The organism is Candidatus Zixiibacteriota bacterium (assembly GCA_029860345.1).
Lineage (GTDB): Bacteria > Zixibacteria > MSB-5A5 > GN15 > FEB-12 > JAJRTA01.
In genome coordinates this window covers 121,099-135,108 of record JAOUBJ010000017.1, presented here as the reverse complement: position 1 = coordinate 135,108, position 14,010 = coordinate 121,099, and the positions used below count along the sequence as shown (strand labels likewise).

Annotated in this window: 11 protein-coding genes and 2 tRNA genes; 7 read left to right on the top strand and 6 right to left on the bottom strand. The window is 52.9% G+C overall.

Translation table 11 applies throughout. The annotated features are described in order from the left end of the window. Positions 1 to 585: 585 nt before the first annotated feature. The 6 genes from OEV49_15605 (at position 586) to OEV49_15580 (ending at position 6,641) form a co-directional block, all read left to right on the top strand. Positions 586 to 1,845 (top strand): putative sugar nucleotidyl transferase, encoded by a 1,260-nt coding sequence (locus OEV49_15605; protein ID MDH3892490.1) that lies wholly within the window; start codon positions 586 to 588, stop codon positions 1,843 to 1,845. Positions 1,846 to 1,871: 26 nt separating this feature from the next. Then, positions 1,872 to 2,918 carry a galactose-1-phosphate uridylyltransferase gene (gene galT, locus OEV49_15600; protein MDH3892489.1) on the top strand — a complete coding sequence of 349 codons (1,047 nt, stop codon included), beginning with the start codon at positions 1,872 to 1,874 and terminating at the stop codon, positions 2,916 to 2,918. Between the two features lies 1 nt (position 2,919). Further along, positions 2,920 to 4,401 (top strand): glycogen synthase GlgA, encoded by a 1,482-nt coding sequence (gene glgA, locus OEV49_15595; protein ID MDH3892488.1) that lies wholly within the window; start codon positions 2,920 to 2,922, stop codon positions 4,399 to 4,401. Next, on the top strand, positions 4,398 to 6,272 hold the full coding sequence (locus OEV49_15590; GenBank protein ID MDH3892487.1) for a hypothetical protein: 1,875 nt from the start codon (positions 4,398 to 4,400) through the stop codon (positions 6,270 to 6,272). The genes glgA and OEV49_15590 overlap by 4 nt, the downstream gene beginning before the upstream one ends. Positions 6,273 to 6,489: 217 nt before the next feature. Continuing rightward, positions 6,490 to 6,562 (top strand) — tRNA-Gly (locus tag OEV49_15585). 7 nt (positions 6,563 to 6,569) lie between these two features. After that, positions 6,570 to 6,641: transfer RNA gene (locus OEV49_15580), tRNA-Cys, on the top strand. 145 nt (positions 6,642 to 6,786) lie between these two features. Here OEV49_15580 and OEV49_15575 read toward each other — a convergent pair. The 5 genes from OEV49_15575 to OEV49_15555 all read right to left on the bottom strand — a co-directional run bounded on the left by OEV49_15575 (position 6,787) and on the right by OEV49_15555 (position 11,925). Beyond that, entirely contained in the window at positions 6,787 to 7,215 is a 429-nt protein-coding gene (locus OEV49_15575; GenBank protein MDH3892486.1) for a hypothetical protein, read from the bottom strand. A 131-nt stretch (positions 7,216 to 7,346) separates the two neighbouring features. Then, a complete protein-coding gene (locus OEV49_15570) occupies positions 7,347 to 7,787 on the bottom strand; it encodes a hypothetical protein (protein ID MDH3892485.1) in 441 nt (146 codons plus the stop codon). Between the two features lie 133 nt (positions 7,788 to 7,920). Next, positions 7,921 to 8,346: a hypothetical protein gene (locus tag OEV49_15565; protein MDH3892484.1), complete on the bottom strand. Its 426-nt coding sequence runs from the start codon at positions 8,344 to 8,346 to the stop codon at positions 7,921 to 7,923. 124 nt (positions 8,347 to 8,470) lie between these two features. Further along, on the bottom strand, positions 8,471 to 9,592 hold the full coding sequence (locus tag OEV49_15560; GenBank protein MDH3892483.1) for a hypothetical protein: 1,122 nt from the start codon (positions 9,590 to 9,592) through the stop codon (positions 8,471 to 8,473). Between the two features lie 173 nt (positions 9,593 to 9,765). Continuing rightward, positions 9,766 to 11,925 carry a tail fiber domain-containing protein gene (locus OEV49_15555; protein ID MDH3892482.1) on the bottom strand — a complete coding sequence of 720 codons (2,160 nt, stop codon included), beginning with the start codon at positions 11,923 to 11,925 and terminating at the stop codon, positions 9,766 to 9,768. Between the two features lie 245 nt (positions 11,926 to 12,170). Between OEV49_15555 and OEV49_15550 the strand changes: the two genes are divergently transcribed. Then, a complete protein-coding gene (locus tag OEV49_15550; GenBank protein ID MDH3892481.1) occupies positions 12,171 to 12,881 on the top strand; it encodes a hypothetical protein in 711 nt (236 codons plus the stop codon). A 177-nt stretch (positions 12,882 to 13,058) separates the two neighbouring features. Here the strand turns inward: OEV49_15550 and OEV49_15545 are convergent, their stop codons facing one another. Next, positions 13,059 to 13,649, bottom strand: coding sequence for a DUF899 family protein (locus OEV49_15545; protein MDH3892480.1), 591 nt, complete (start codon positions 13,647 to 13,649; stop codon positions 13,059 to 13,061). Positions 13,650 to 14,010 lie beyond the last annotated feature (361 nt).

The window sequence follows — 14,010 nt, the reverse complement described above, 5'->3', positions numbered from 1 at the left end:
AAAAATCATGGGCATATTGGCCCGAATAGGTGAGTCGTACCCGTGTACGGTGTATAGCGAAAGCGAGCGTGTATAGAAAAACAGTTGACTACGACCTTTTCATAGGTGAGCGGAGTCGAAGGGTGAAGCTGTTGTCTTGACGCCGAGTCTGAAGACTCGGCGGGCACAAACAGGGCCGGGGCACAAGAAGAATCCCGCGCAGCGCGGGATGTCGAAACCACAGGGGTTTCGACCTACGGCTCGGCGGGCACAACGCAAGAGGCACATCGGGTGGCACCCTCAAACCCGGTTTGGGGGTGACAGGCAAGCCTGTTTCATGTTTCATCCTGACTTGCGCCACCAGCGTCATTGCGAGGAGCCCCGCGCTACGCGAGACGACGCGGCAATCTCAATTCGTTGGCTAGGTGTCATGCCGAGCGGAGTCGAGGCTTTTAGACGGCCACCCATCGACCTGCGGTTTTTCTGGTTCTTCTTTATACTTGCCTCTGATCCCCCAACTCACCATCTTTTCGGACTACTAAGTCTGCGTCCGGATTGCGCCGATAAGTACAGTTTGGACTGTAAACAGCGAGGACAAGGATGCCTTTGAGAATCTGTTTCTACGAAGATGCCGTTTTCGATCAATTCTACCCTCTGACATATATGCGTCCTGTCTACACACTGAGGTCCGGGATTGTCCCAATGTTCAAACGAGCCGAGCGTTACTTCAATGATGCCGAGCTCTGTTTTGCCGCCCGCACCCAGGTCTCACCGCGCCTGGCCGAGAGACATCGCGATATGCCGGTCAACATTATCAAGAAATCCGAGGACGGCGTTCTGCTGCTCAATGGTCGCGTTCGAGATTACGGCGACCTGTCTCAGTTGATCTCCGCAAGCGAAGGATCGTGTGTTTTCACTCACGAGAATGAAACGGTGGCCGTTCTTTTCAAACGAGGGCTGCTCAAGCTGGCCCCCTCGGTGGCCACCCAACGCGAATACCAGGAACTCCTCGAAGCAGAATCGGCCGATGTTACTACCCGCGAGACGACAGCCAGCCTCTACAACTACTGCTGGGAGATCATGGCCGACATCGGTGGGGAGATCACAACCGACTTCCTGAGACTGAAAGATGCGCTGACCCACAAAAACGAGATGCCCTCGCGGGTGTTTATCGTCAATCCCGAAAACATAATAGTCGAACCCGGGGTGCGGGTGGCCCAGGGCGCACTTCTGGATGCGTCGGAGGGACCGATCTACATTGGCGGCAACAGTCGTGTCGACACCCAGTCCGCGATTCATGGACCCTGCTATATCGGGCCCAACTCGGTTGTCGTGGCCGGCAAGATCGTAGCTTCGTCGATCGGGCACACTTGTCGCGTTGGGGGAGAGGTGGAAGAGAGCATCTTTCATAGTTACGTGAATAAGTATCACGCAGGGTTTATCGGTCACAGTTATGTCGGTCCGTGGGTTAATTTCGGCGCCATGACCACCAATTCAGATTTGAAAAACAACTACTCAAACATCCGCGTCAGTGTCGGCGGCAAAATGATCGACACCGGCTCGATCAAGGTCGGCTCGTTTATCGGCGACCACACCAAGTTCGGTATCGGTACGCTGTTGAACACCGGGATAAATATCGGTGTCAGTTGCAACCTGTTCGGCGGTGCTTTGATTGCCGACAAAGAAGTGCCCTCGTTTAGTTGGGGCACTTCCGGCGCCTACCAACGTTACGATATCGAGAAGGCGATCGAGACGGCGACAACGAGCGCGGAGCGACGTAACCACAAATTATCGGATCGGGAAATCGAACTGTTGCGCAAGCTATCCGATGATATCAATGAGGATGATGGCGTTGTCGGGTTTTGAGCAGCCTGCCATACCGGGAGACACTAGTGCCGGAACTTCGTAAAGACCCCATCACCGGTCGCTGGGTGATCATCGCAAGTGAGCGCGGCAAACGTCCCAGTTCGTTCACCTCGGTGTCACAGCGCAGCGCTGCCACCATGTGTCCCTTTTGTCCCGGCCACGAAGACAACACTCCGCCTGAAATCCTGGCCTACCGCAAGGATGGTACCGAACCCAACCAACCGGGCTGGACTCTGCGTGTAATGCCCAACAAATACCCTGCCTTGATGGTCGAAGGTACGTTGGATCGTCAACCGATGGGCATCTATGACAAGATGAACGGCGTAGGCGCCCACGAAGTTTTCATCGAAACACCGGATCACGCCCGCGACATGGTCGACATGACCGACGAAGAGGTGCGCGACGTTTTTTGGGCTTACCGTGAGCGAATGTTCGATTTGCAGCGGGACCGCCGTTTCAAGTACATCCTGGTATTCAAAAACCACGGCGAGATGGCCGGGGCATCTTTGGAGCACGCCCACAGTCAACTGATCGCCACGCCGATCATTCCCAAAAGTGTCGCCGAAGAAATAACCGGCGCCAAACGGTATTGGGACTTCAAGGAGCGCTGTATCTTCTGCGACATTGTCCGGCAGGACTTGACCGAAGGTGAGCGCGTGGTTTCCGATCACGATGCTTTCCTGGCGGTACAACCGTTTGCACCGAGATTCCCCTTTGAGACCTGGCTTCTGCCCAAGACGCACCAGTCGTGTTTCCTTGAGATGAGCGATGACGAAGTGCTTGTGCTGGCCCGAGCGGTCAAGGACACGCTGTCACGATTGAAGGCTGCGCTCAATGATCCGCCCTTCAATTATATGCTGCACACCCGGCCGGTTTCGAAAGAACACCACGAGCACTACCACTGGCACATAGAGATAATCCCCAAGCTGACCCGGGTGGCCGGTTTCGAATGGGGCTCAGGCTTCCACATCAACCCCACCCCGCCCGAAGAATCGGCAGCCTTTTTGCGCGAGGTTGATGTGGAGCAGTGGCGTCAACGGCAGGATACTCAAGCTTTGGGAAAGGATGCCTAAGGTGCGAATTCTGTTGGCTGCATCGGAAATGGTGCCGTTTGCCAAGACGGGCGGGCTGGGTGACGTCATCGGCGCTTTGCCGCAGGCATTGGCCGGTCAGGGTCACGATGTGCGCGTGTTCATCCCGCACTACGGGTTTTTGGACACGGCCGATCACCATCTTGAGCCTTTGGGCTGGACGCTCAGAATACCGGTCGCCGACAAGCACGTGGTCATGAGCCTCAGCCGGGCCGTTGATCGGAAGAGTGGTCTCAAGTGTTATTTTGTGGGCAATCCCGATTACTTCAACCGTCGCGGACTGTACGGACATCACGACACCAAACAGGACTTCGTCGACAACGACGAACGGTTTGCGTTTTTCAGCAGAGCCATTCTCGAAACGGCGCGGAAACTGGCTTTCAGACCGGATATAGTTCACCTGCATGATTGGCAAACGGCCCTGGTGGCTGTTTATCTGAAAACAGTTTACTCGGAGGACCCTTTCTTTGCCGACACGAAATCGGTCCTGACAATACACAACCTGGCCCACCAGGGAAATTTCGATGCTGCACGGTTTGATGTCCTGGGACTGAGTGACGGCCTGATCCAGCCGACAGCTTCGCTTGAGTTCTTCGGTCAGATGAGTTATCTCAAAGGTGGTATCGTATTGGCCGACCAGGTCACCACAGTTTCGCCCCGGTATGCACAGGAGATTCAGACCGGCAAGTTCGGATGCGGGCTGGATGGCGTCCTGAGAGAACGAAGCGGGGACCTACATGGAATTCTCAATGGTGTCGATTACGGCTCGTGGTCACCCTCGCGCGACAACCTGCTGCCCCACAAATACCATCCCGCCAACTTAAGCGGCAAGCGAATGAACAAGATCGAGTTGTTGGGAGTAGCCGGACTACCGGTACGCCAGGGGACTCCGCTGGTCGGGATGATTACCCGGCTTGTTCACCAGAAAGGTCTCGATCTCATTCGGGATGCTGCTGATCGCATGTTTGCCATGGATTTGCAGATGGTCGTTCTGGGCACGGGGGAGGAAAAGTACCACAAACTCCTGACCATGCTTGAAAATAAGTACCCCGATAAGCTCAAAGTCTATCTGGCCCACGATGAACGCCTGGCCCACTTGATCGAAGGAGCTGCAGATATTTTCCTCATGCCGTCGTTGTTCGAGCCTTGTGGACTCAACCAGATGTATTCGTTGAAATACGGAACGGTGCCGATTGTAAACTCAGTCGGTGGACTGGTCGACACGGTGGTGGATTGTGACCCCGAGGACGGAAGCGGCACTGGTTTTGTGTTTAACGAAGAGACGCCCGAAGCTCTTCTTGGAAGCCTGGACCGAGCCCTCACGTCTTTTGCCCGCCGTCGGCTTTGGATGAAAATCATGAAAGCCGGAATGAAGCAAGATTTCTCTTGGCGTCTGTCGGTCAAACGATATCTTAGTCTTTTCGAGCAACTCGTCGGCCAACATAGGATGACGGTACCGGATTGATAAATTTTCTCAGGTCGCTTGCACCCACAGTCCCGGCCTTGCTGATCTTCGGATGGCTGGCCCGCAAGTTCTGGTTTATCCAGGATGATGCCTACATCTCGTATCGCTACGTAGCCAATCTGCTCAACGGGCACGGCTTGGTGTACAACATAGGGGAGAGGATCGAGGGCTTTACCAATTTCGGCTGGGTGATATACATGGCGCTGGCCGGCGCACTGCAAATGGACTTTATTCTGGTGTCACGGCTCACCGGATTGTTCTCTGGTGCAGGGATTATCATTCTGACCTATCTGACGGCCCGTCGTCTCTTTGACAACAAGGACATTTACATCGCTCTGCTGCCCACCTATCTGGTCGCAGCCAATCCGGCGCTGGCCTACTGGTCACCGGCCGGTCTTGAGACGGCTGTTTTCGCGCTCTGTGTTCTGGCCTCGCTGTACTGTTTCCTCCTGCGCAGTCGCTGGCTGCTCCTGCCGATAATACTGGGCGTTTGGGTCCGTCCGGAGGGAGCGCTGGTGGCGGGTCTTTTGATGTTGATCGAGGCGGTCAGTGAACGCCGTCTGCCTCGCTACTCAGGTAGCATGGTGCTTGTGGCCTTCGTACTTTCGTTGCCATACGCAGTTTTCAAGTTTGTCTACTACGGTTCGATCTTCCCCAATCCTTTTTTTGCCAAGACCGGTCCGCACCTGGACTATTTATATAACGGTTTAGAATATGCCGGTAAGTTCTTCGCTGACTGTGGCTTTTACGGCATTGGTATGTTGGTGCCGTTGGTTTTCTGGGGCCGCTTATCGAAGTCCTTCCGGGCCGTTTATCTGTTCGTACTTCTCTACACCGCCTACGTGGTCCTGGTCGGCGGCGACGTTTTGAAAGTCTACCGCTTTTTCATCCCCTTGATGGCCGGTTACGGATTGTTGGTTGCCCTCTCGGTGCAGATGGTCGCGGAAAAACTGAAACGCAAAGCACGCTACCTTGTTTATTCACTGGTCGCTCTCACCATGCTGGTGCTGACCGTGAGTCTACCCTGGAGCCACGTGACCACCTACAATCGAACTGAGAAGTTGTTCATGCGCAAGATGCAATACATGGGTCAACGGATGATCGAGGCGGATAGCACTGATTTTTCGGTTGCAGTGGCAACTATCGGCATTTTTGGCTATGAACTGCTCGGTCATGAGATAATCGATTTGCTCGGCCTGACCGACTCCACTATAGCACGCCATTCCGAACCACCCATCAAGGGAATGACCACGACATGGAAAGAGCAAAAACACAACACCAAGTATCTGCTGACCCGCGCGCCGGATTACATTGTTTTTTCCACCGGGGTGAAACCATCGGCGCCGGCCGAGCGGGCGTTGCTTTTGTTCCCTGAGTTTTTGAATGCCTATCGAACGATTGGCTGGTTTTACCCGACCGATTCAGTTGGAGGCGGCACTCTTGTCCCGGCTTTCAAACGGGTCAGAGAAATAGCTGGATCGTTGATTCCTACCTACCCGGTCGAGTATGTCCAGTACTACAAGAAGGGTCTGGACTATTACGTGGCCGGTGAGCAACAACGGGCTATTGAGCAGTACGCCCGCGCTCTGAAAATTTCGCCGACGCCGTACAATCCGTATGTCATCTATCAGAAGGCTTTCAGCCACCTGCTCGTGGGTGAGCATGAGATGGCCGTGCGCTTGCTGGATAGGGTCCTGGCTCAGGATTCTCTGGTTTTTGAGGCGCACAAAGATCTGTATTTCTACTCGGCTGTCTCAGGCGACACGGCCAGAGCCAACGTGCATGAGCGTTGGATAAAGAAGCTGACGCCCTGGTACTGGCCAAAAATCCAGGCCGATGCCGCCAAGACCAAAGCTGAGATCAACCCCTGACCCATACATGGCCCATAAATGGGTCTCATGCGCGACGCGGTGATAAATCACTTTCTCGCACTTCATGCGCACCACGCGTCACGTGGCGAAGCCACAAGAACACGGCTTGACCGTGTCGTCCTGAGCGCAGTCGAAGGGTGAATTTGGTTAATTTCCAAATCGAAAGAAGTTGACAAGGTGGTATGCCGATAGTATAATCTGTGACCAAATTCGCTAAGCGGGAATAGCTCAGTTGGTAGAGCACCACCTTGCCAAGGTGGCTGTCGCGAGTTCGAGTCTCGTTTCCCGCTTTTTTTTGGCGCCATAGCCAAGTGGTAAGGCAGAGGTCTGCAAAACCTCCATTCCCCGGTTCGAATCCGGGTGGCGCCTTTTTTAAGGGCACCCTCAATTACATTAAAGGGCTCTTGCCTAAACTCGTCATTAGTTCTTTCTACTGAAAATGAGCATCAGCTTTTTCCCTGAGCAGATATACAACTGATGGGCTGGCACAATGCTATGTAATTACTATGGACAGCTATTCGAATGGTCTAGAAATAGGAAAGCCCAGTGGTGTCCCTTGTGCCAGCACCTGAACGGTTACAGTGTAAGTCTCATCGGTGTTCTGTGAGCCTGGATCATCCCACGGAATCACGACGTGGGCGATGTCTCTATCGGCAGAAAAGACAGTACCAGAGGAAAGAGGAACCCTCCTATGCCCATGGTCTTGAGGCACACCGTTTACACCAGTGATCTCGATATCTAATTCAAAGGCTGCACCATTTAACCAGCCTCTTTTTACTTCAATCAATACGTACTGAATTTGGAGGGTGCCACCAAATTCAATCGCCAGAGGAATACCCGTTAGCGTAGCTGCGACCGCTTCAGCCTCCTTCGGCACCAACAATGACGTCGCCAGCGCAAACACCAGAACCAAAGCAAGTGATAGAGTGATTAGTCGTTTCATGATCGTTTCCTTCCGCCCCTGAGGGCAGTTTGTTACGTTTCGTCTTGCCTATTGCTGGCAGAACTGAGCCTCAGTTTCCTCGTTGGGGAATCATATAGATGTTGGGGAGCACTTTGTCTCCCGGTGGTAGTCTATTGAACCACGCTGAAAATATCACATTCGTTTCCACCCAGTGGTATCCCTCCTGCCAGAACCTGAACACACACTTCATATACTTCGGCATGGACATTACGAGCGGCATCATTCCATTCAACTAACACGTGGACTAAGTCTCTCTCATCCGTATCAGGGAAGATGCTCGTCATTGACATGGGAACTACCTGACGCCCACGGAATGAAACCGTGTTGTTGAAACCTTCAATTGTTATGTCTAACGCGATATTGTCAGTATTTACCCAGCCTTTTTTGACTTCCACAACGAGAGAGAATACCTCTAACCCATCAGCATTAAGAGATACAGGAAGCCCCGTTAGTTTAGCATCGATAGCTTCGGCATCGTTCGGCATCATCATCGTAGTGCCGACGGCGACTCCTAGTATCAAAGCGAGTGATAGAGTGATTAGTCGTTTCATGATCGTTTCCTTCCGCCCCTGGGGGCAGTTTTGTTACGTTTCGTCTTGGTTATTTCAGGCAGAAGTGTATGCCGGTTTCTTCACCTGCTCTGCCGGCAAGTTCTATGACTTTTTCGGGTGTATACTTTGATGCTTAGTAAGGTCCAAAGTCATTACACGTCTCGGCTCCGTTGTTCATGATCTTAACGCAAACAGTATAAGTCTCCGAACTGTGAGTCGGTGCGATGTCTGTGTTCCAATCGATACCAACATAAGCAGTATTGTTTTCAGTGCCTAGGACTTCGGTGGTTCTCAAATGGACCTCCTGATATCCATGTTCGTGAGGACCGTCGTTGAGTCCTGTGATTGTAATGCCCAAAGTGAAGTTATCTGAGTTGAGCCATCCTTTATTGATTCGTACTACTACCCGGTTCACAACCTGATCATTACTGAATTCAATAAGTTCCGCCTGGCCAAAGAGCAGACCACCCACCGCTTCGGCATTCCTTGGCATCAACATCGTAGTACCGACGGCGACTCCTAGTATCAAAGCAAGTGACAAAGTAATTAGTCGTTTCATGATCGTTTCCTTCCGCCCCTGGGGGCAGTTTTGGTTCTTACTTTCGAAGGGTCGTCGGCTGTTTCATTAACGACCGATTTGACACATCTTCTTGTATATGCTGTAATTGCACACATCCGAGAAATCACCTGCCTGAAGCGCCCTGCTGCTTCGCTTTTAGAAGCTCCAACTCAGCTTCTTGAGCCTTGAGCCGTGCTTCCTTTGCTCTAAGCTCCAGATCGCGAAGGTCGTACTGATATGTCTGTTCGGTCGAGCCGTCCGGGTTGGTTATCTCAATCAACTGACTCTCTATATCAGCCGGGGGATCCTGGCCGACGGTAGACACAAATCCATAGGAGGTTGGGAAATAAGTTGCCACTATTGTAGGCCCACCACACTCTGAAACAGCATCCCCATTGTTCAAATGATGCGCCACAGCCTCCAACCTAAATGTATACTGTCCCTCGAACTTGAAATAGATCCTGCTAACGTCTGCGGAATAGTAGATCGTCGAGGTATTGGGAGCAGCTTCAAACCCCGTATGAGAATCGTACGACCCCACAGCGCTGCCGCCAATAGTCTCATCGATTTGAAGTTTGACTTGATTCCTACCAGTGGTCCCTCGAAGGTGGAGATCGGTGTGTCCGTTTACCACTATATATCCGGGTGCTGGTATGCTAATAGTCACGGTTCGAAGATCGGTCATAACCGTGGTAGTCTGACTAAGAACTATAGTGCCGCCCCACCTGTTGGCTGCGATCCCAGGTTCATCAAGGATTTCCCAACTGTCAAGGGTGTCATCGTCGAAAGCGGGCGGGACATTTGTCAGGTTATCCCAGTCAAGATAGAACGAAGGATCAAGTCCACCGAGTGAATCGGCATCAGACGCGTTTTGTGCTTCAAAGGCATATGAAACTGTATTGAACTGCGAACGGGGGGTTGATTCAGGGTTGGTGCCGAGAGTAAGGGCGAGGTATCTGTTTGTGTCCGAAAAGATTCCGACCGGCAATGTTTCGTTGCTTCCCAACAGGTAAGTGAATAGGCCATTGGAAGTGTTTATGGTCTGAAAATTCGAGTTCCAGATTTCGGCGCCCGCAATCGGGTCATCATAGATAATGAACTTAACCAGATAAGCATCGTCGGCCACTGGATCACCCGATGCCTCCGTCAGGCGTCCCTGATAGTTAACCACGTTTGGAACATCAGCTGGAATGTTGGCAGAAAGGAGTGAGATACAGATGATTGAAAACAGAATCTTCGGAGACATAGGGTCCCTCCCAATGGGTTCTTGTGATCAACAATAGCTTGTGTGACCATCGCGAGCACGTGATTAGTACCTGACGTGTAGAAGATACGCAGGATAGTACCTAATACGAGGAGATATTTCTTAATAGGTCCACATATTCCATTATGGAATAGCCATCAATCAGGTAGCAGACTTTACTTTTTTGATAGTGTCATGCTCGATTGGGTCATTGACACCAGATTATTGACCAGGACCTGGAGTTTATCAAGCTGGGCCTGCTGTGTTTCGATTTGTGCGTTTTGTGACTTGATCTGCTCTTGCTGTTCTTTGATAGCTTCGACCAGCACAGGGGTGAGGCGGGAGTAATCGACAGACTTGTAACCGTTCTTGTCAGTCATCACCATCTCAGGATACAGTTCTTCAACTTCCTGCGCGATGAATCCGAGATGTTTTTGGTCGTCAAAGTCGTGCTTCGGATAATCCACTTGATTCCAGTCGTAACTAACCCCCCGCATTTTGAGGACCTTGTCCAGACTGCCGCTCAGATTGGAGATGTTTTTCTTATAGCGTTTGTCGGAGCAGGCTCCAATAGAACCTGTGTAACAGATATTGCCGTTGACGTGGAGATCAGCCAGCGGCTCATTGGTTCCGATTCCAACACCGCCACTGGCCCGAATTATGAAGGACCGCGGGACGACCGCCTCGAAGGGAGTGCTCACTCCCGGATTGTCCGCCCAGGCAAAACTAAAATTCGATATCGCATGGGCACCGACACCGGCGGCAAACGATCCGAACCCTGATGCCACGTTTCGCAATCCCCCCGGAACGGTCGCGCCGCCTCCCGAAGCGGAGTTGGAATCGGCTGGAGAATCGGACCCCCCTCCACCCACGACAGCGAAATCGCCGTTCGCAGAGTTGTATGCTCCTCCGGAAACAGTTGCGCCCCACCCTTCGGCTACATTGTTTGAGCCACCAGAGACGACGGACCAATCTCCGCCTGCCAGATTCTTGCGACCACCCCCTATCGCCGAGTTAAAGCCGGTGGTCGTATTCGAGTCAGACACTGAGTAGCCACCACCTCCGGCTATAACTGAGAAGTCACCGGACGCTCTGTTGCGCCCCCCTCCACCGACTGTTGCCCCTGTGGCGTGTGTTTGGTTTCCGTGACCGCCTGCAATGGTGGAAGCGTCCGAGTTGGCCCGGTTCCACTTACCGCCGGATGCAACGGAACGGTTACCGATCGCATCGTTGTCAAATCCTCCGCCAACAGTCGCAAAGTCAGCCCCGGCCAGGCAGGCCCAGCCACCTGCTACGGTGGCGAATGTATTTGACGCCGTGTTAAAATCTCCACCACCGACAACCGACTTACCTCCCGAGGCCACGTTGCGTGTCCCGCCCGAGATTGCTGCATATATACCGGTTGCCGAGTTGGAATCTGCGTCCGACATTCCTCCACCTCCCGCCACCACCGAAAAGGCGCCCCGTGCGAAATTGTATCCACCACCACTAACTGTCGACAGAGTGTCTTCCGCTCTGTTATAGATCCCGCCGGAGATGGTCGACTGAAAGGTGGTCGCAGTATTTCGTAAACCACCGCCTACCGTAGACGCGCCTACGGCCTCACTGTCATAGCCACCGGCAACGGTGGAGCCGGCATCCCCTTGGTTGCTAAACCCTCCTCCCACCGTGCCGTACAACCCGTCGACCGAGTTCGTTTTGCCGCCAGAGATAGTTACATGGTTGCCGCCAAGAATAATGTTGTCCTGACCACCGCCGATTGTACCAAAAAGAGACGCGTTTGAGTTGTTCTGACCGCCACCAATCACAGCCCAGGCTCCGGAAGCGGTATTTCCTTCACCGCCGACAACCGAATGGTCACCCGATGCGGTGTTGCTAGACCCGGTAATGAAAGAATGATCCCCAGTGTTTGTGTGCGAGGGTCCAATCGACAGTTTGCTGGTGATATTCCCGCCACTGGCGCCGTCGACACTGCCTACCTTTATCGCATAGGGGACGGATACGAGTGCCACACGACCGTCCATCTCCGGCCCGCCGTCAACTGCGAAGGCCATATAGCGCGTTGAGCCGTCGAAGACGCTGTCCGGAATCGGTGCAGGGATGCCAAGCAACACAGAAAACAGACCGTCTTTGACACTGACAGTCTGCGTCCTGGTCCACAACGGATTACCGCCAACCTTGGCATCGTAGATGGTAAACGTTACAGACAAGTCAGCATCCGGTACGGGTACACCGTTGTCGGTCAATCGACCCTGATAGTTGATTATTGATGGTGCCGAAGCAGCCACCGATGTGACAAGGATCGTGAACAGAATGATAACTGTTAGACTTCGCATTGTATTCCTCCGTGGGATTGAGGGTCAGTTCTTAGATTCAGGGCACAAGCTGTGCAGAAATTGTAATCGAGTAGGTCCGGCCGACGATAAGCGTGGGCTAAAACACTCCATAATAGATATATACGGCATTTTCGGCCAAACCTTTGGCCTTCCGGCGCTGTCAGTCCCACAATCCCCCTGGTAGAAGCGTATCAATAGATATGAAGCTGTATTAACCGGTTTGTAACCGAAGGAGGTGCTGGGGTATGATTGTAAAGCTAAGTTTGGTCCTGTTAGTGCTGGGCTTATTCTTCACGGGTGAAGTACACGCTCAGGCTCAAGACAAAAAAGCCGAGGCGCAAGTTAAGGCGATGGAGATGATGAAGTCCATGGGACTGCCCGGAGGTGGGACAGGAGAACAAGTCGAGGCCCTAAACTGGCGCGAGTTGGCCAAGCTCCTTCCGAAATCCATAGGCGACTTGGAGGCCGGAAAGATCGACGGCGGCACGTTCAACTTCGACGGAGCCGCTGCTGGGATGGCCGGGTACGGTGGGACCGATGACAAGACAGCGCAATCGGCCGAGACGCCTTCAATGAGCTACTCCACAGTCGAGCGCAGCTATACCAAGCAACTCGACAAAGGTCAGAAGAAGATCACCCTTCGCGTAATGGACTCTGGGATGGTCAAGATGATGCTGGCGGCCTTCTTTTCGGCAGTAGAGTACGACACGCCTGAAGGCATGTTAAAGTCCACGGAGATTAGTGGTTATCCCGCTAAGGTAATGTTACAGTTTAATGACGACATGGATGTCGAGCAAACCCAGTTCATGGTTTTGGTGTCTGAGCGTATCCTCGTCCAGGTTGAGGGAAACCAACACGTCTCACAGGATGAGGTCAAGGCTGTGGCCTCCGACTTTCCTTACAACAAGCTCGACAAATCGGCAACGACGAAGGTGACGGAAGCTATCGGTAAGTAACTTCACGTGGTCGGCGTATGTCCTCATGCACCGCCGGATGATCTGCGAGCCGAGCGGCAGATGTGGACATCTGCCGGGCACGCAATAGGACAGAGAGTGACCGCGCGTAGCGCGAAAAACAGGCTTGCCTGCGTCGGGCGGGGTCGCCCGACACCACCTAATCAGCCCAGGCTATAACTAATACGAGAACTTGGGCGCCCAGCCGTTGGGGCCATCCTTCAACAGGTCAAACATCGGCCACACGGCACAAAAATCATCGCCGGGTCCAAACCAGGTCGAGCCGGTCCGCCAGATCTTGCCGTTGGCGTCCTTGTGAAAAGCAGAGATGCCGGGCATTTGCGAACCCTTGTCGTCTTCATAGCCCATGTCTCTGTTGAACGTCGAGTTGTGGCTTGAGTGCATCTTGAAATTCCATCCGCGGCTCTTGTGGAAATTACGCTGAATGGTGTACTCATCTTTGGAGATCACAACAAAACCTGCCCGGTTCTCAAGATGCTCGGTGAAACCGATGAAACCGTCCGCCCAAAGAGTACAGTAGGCACATCCTCTGCCCATGTTGTGAATCAGAATCAGGTCCTGATGGGTACCGAACATGTCGGACAGTTTGATTTCAGAGCCATCGTGTGAGGTGAATGTATAATCCGACACTTCTTCATTCGGGGCATTTCGGCGCATCTCGGCCAGTTTCTTCTTGTCTTCCAGTATCTTGTTTTGTAGTTCCTGGATTTTGGCTAACTCGGTCGGTTGAGCTTCGGCTATCCTGGTCATCTGAGTTCTCCTTTCACCGGTGGTCCCGGTGTCTGACGACTAACTTTGCTAATCTAACCAGAAATACGCATCAAGAGTTCGCCGGTGTGTCACTTTTTTGAGTACATTTATGGCTTTGAATGCCAACAACCTCATCCTGAGCAGACAGGCTGTGTCATAATAGGGTTTCGCAGGGTCCTGACCACGCCCCAGGCGTGGTTGTGACCCTGCGATGCTCGGCATCGTGTTGTGAGAGAGCAACCTCAGGAACCACCGGTTCACACGCTCGCTTTCGGCGAACGCAGGAACCGGTGGAACACATGATTGCGACACAGCCTGAGAGTCGAAGGGTTACATGAAATACGTGCATAGCGCAAGAATC

Excerpts from the sequence above, each read along its gene's own strand:
- OEV49_15575 (MDH3892486.1), bottom strand. The coding sequence starts at position 7,215 with ATGAAACGACTAATCACTCTATCACTTGCTTTGGTTCTGGTGTTTGCG.
- OEV49_15570 (MDH3892485.1), bottom strand. The coding sequence starts at position 7,787 with ATGAAACGACTAATCACTCTATCACTCGCTTTGATACTAGGAGTCGCC.
- OEV49_15565 (MDH3892484.1), bottom strand. The coding sequence starts at position 8,346 with ATGAAACGACTAATTACTTTGTCACTTGCTTTGATACTAGGAGTCGCC.
- OEV49_15560 (MDH3892483.1), bottom strand. The coding sequence starts at position 9,592 with ATGTCTCCGAAGATTCTGTTTTCAATCATCTGTATCTCACTCCTTTCT.
- OEV49_15555 (MDH3892482.1), bottom strand. The coding sequence starts at position 11,925 with ATGCGAAGTCTAACAGTTATCATTCTGTTCACGATCCTTGTCACATCG.
- OEV49_15550 (MDH3892481.1), top strand. The coding sequence starts at position 12,171 with ATGATTGTAAAGCTAAGTTTGGTCCTGTTAGTGCTGGGCTTATTCTTC.
- OEV49_15545 (MDH3892480.1), bottom strand. The coding sequence starts at position 13,649 with ATGACCAGGATAGCCGAAGCTCAACCGACCGAGTTAGCCAAAATCCAG.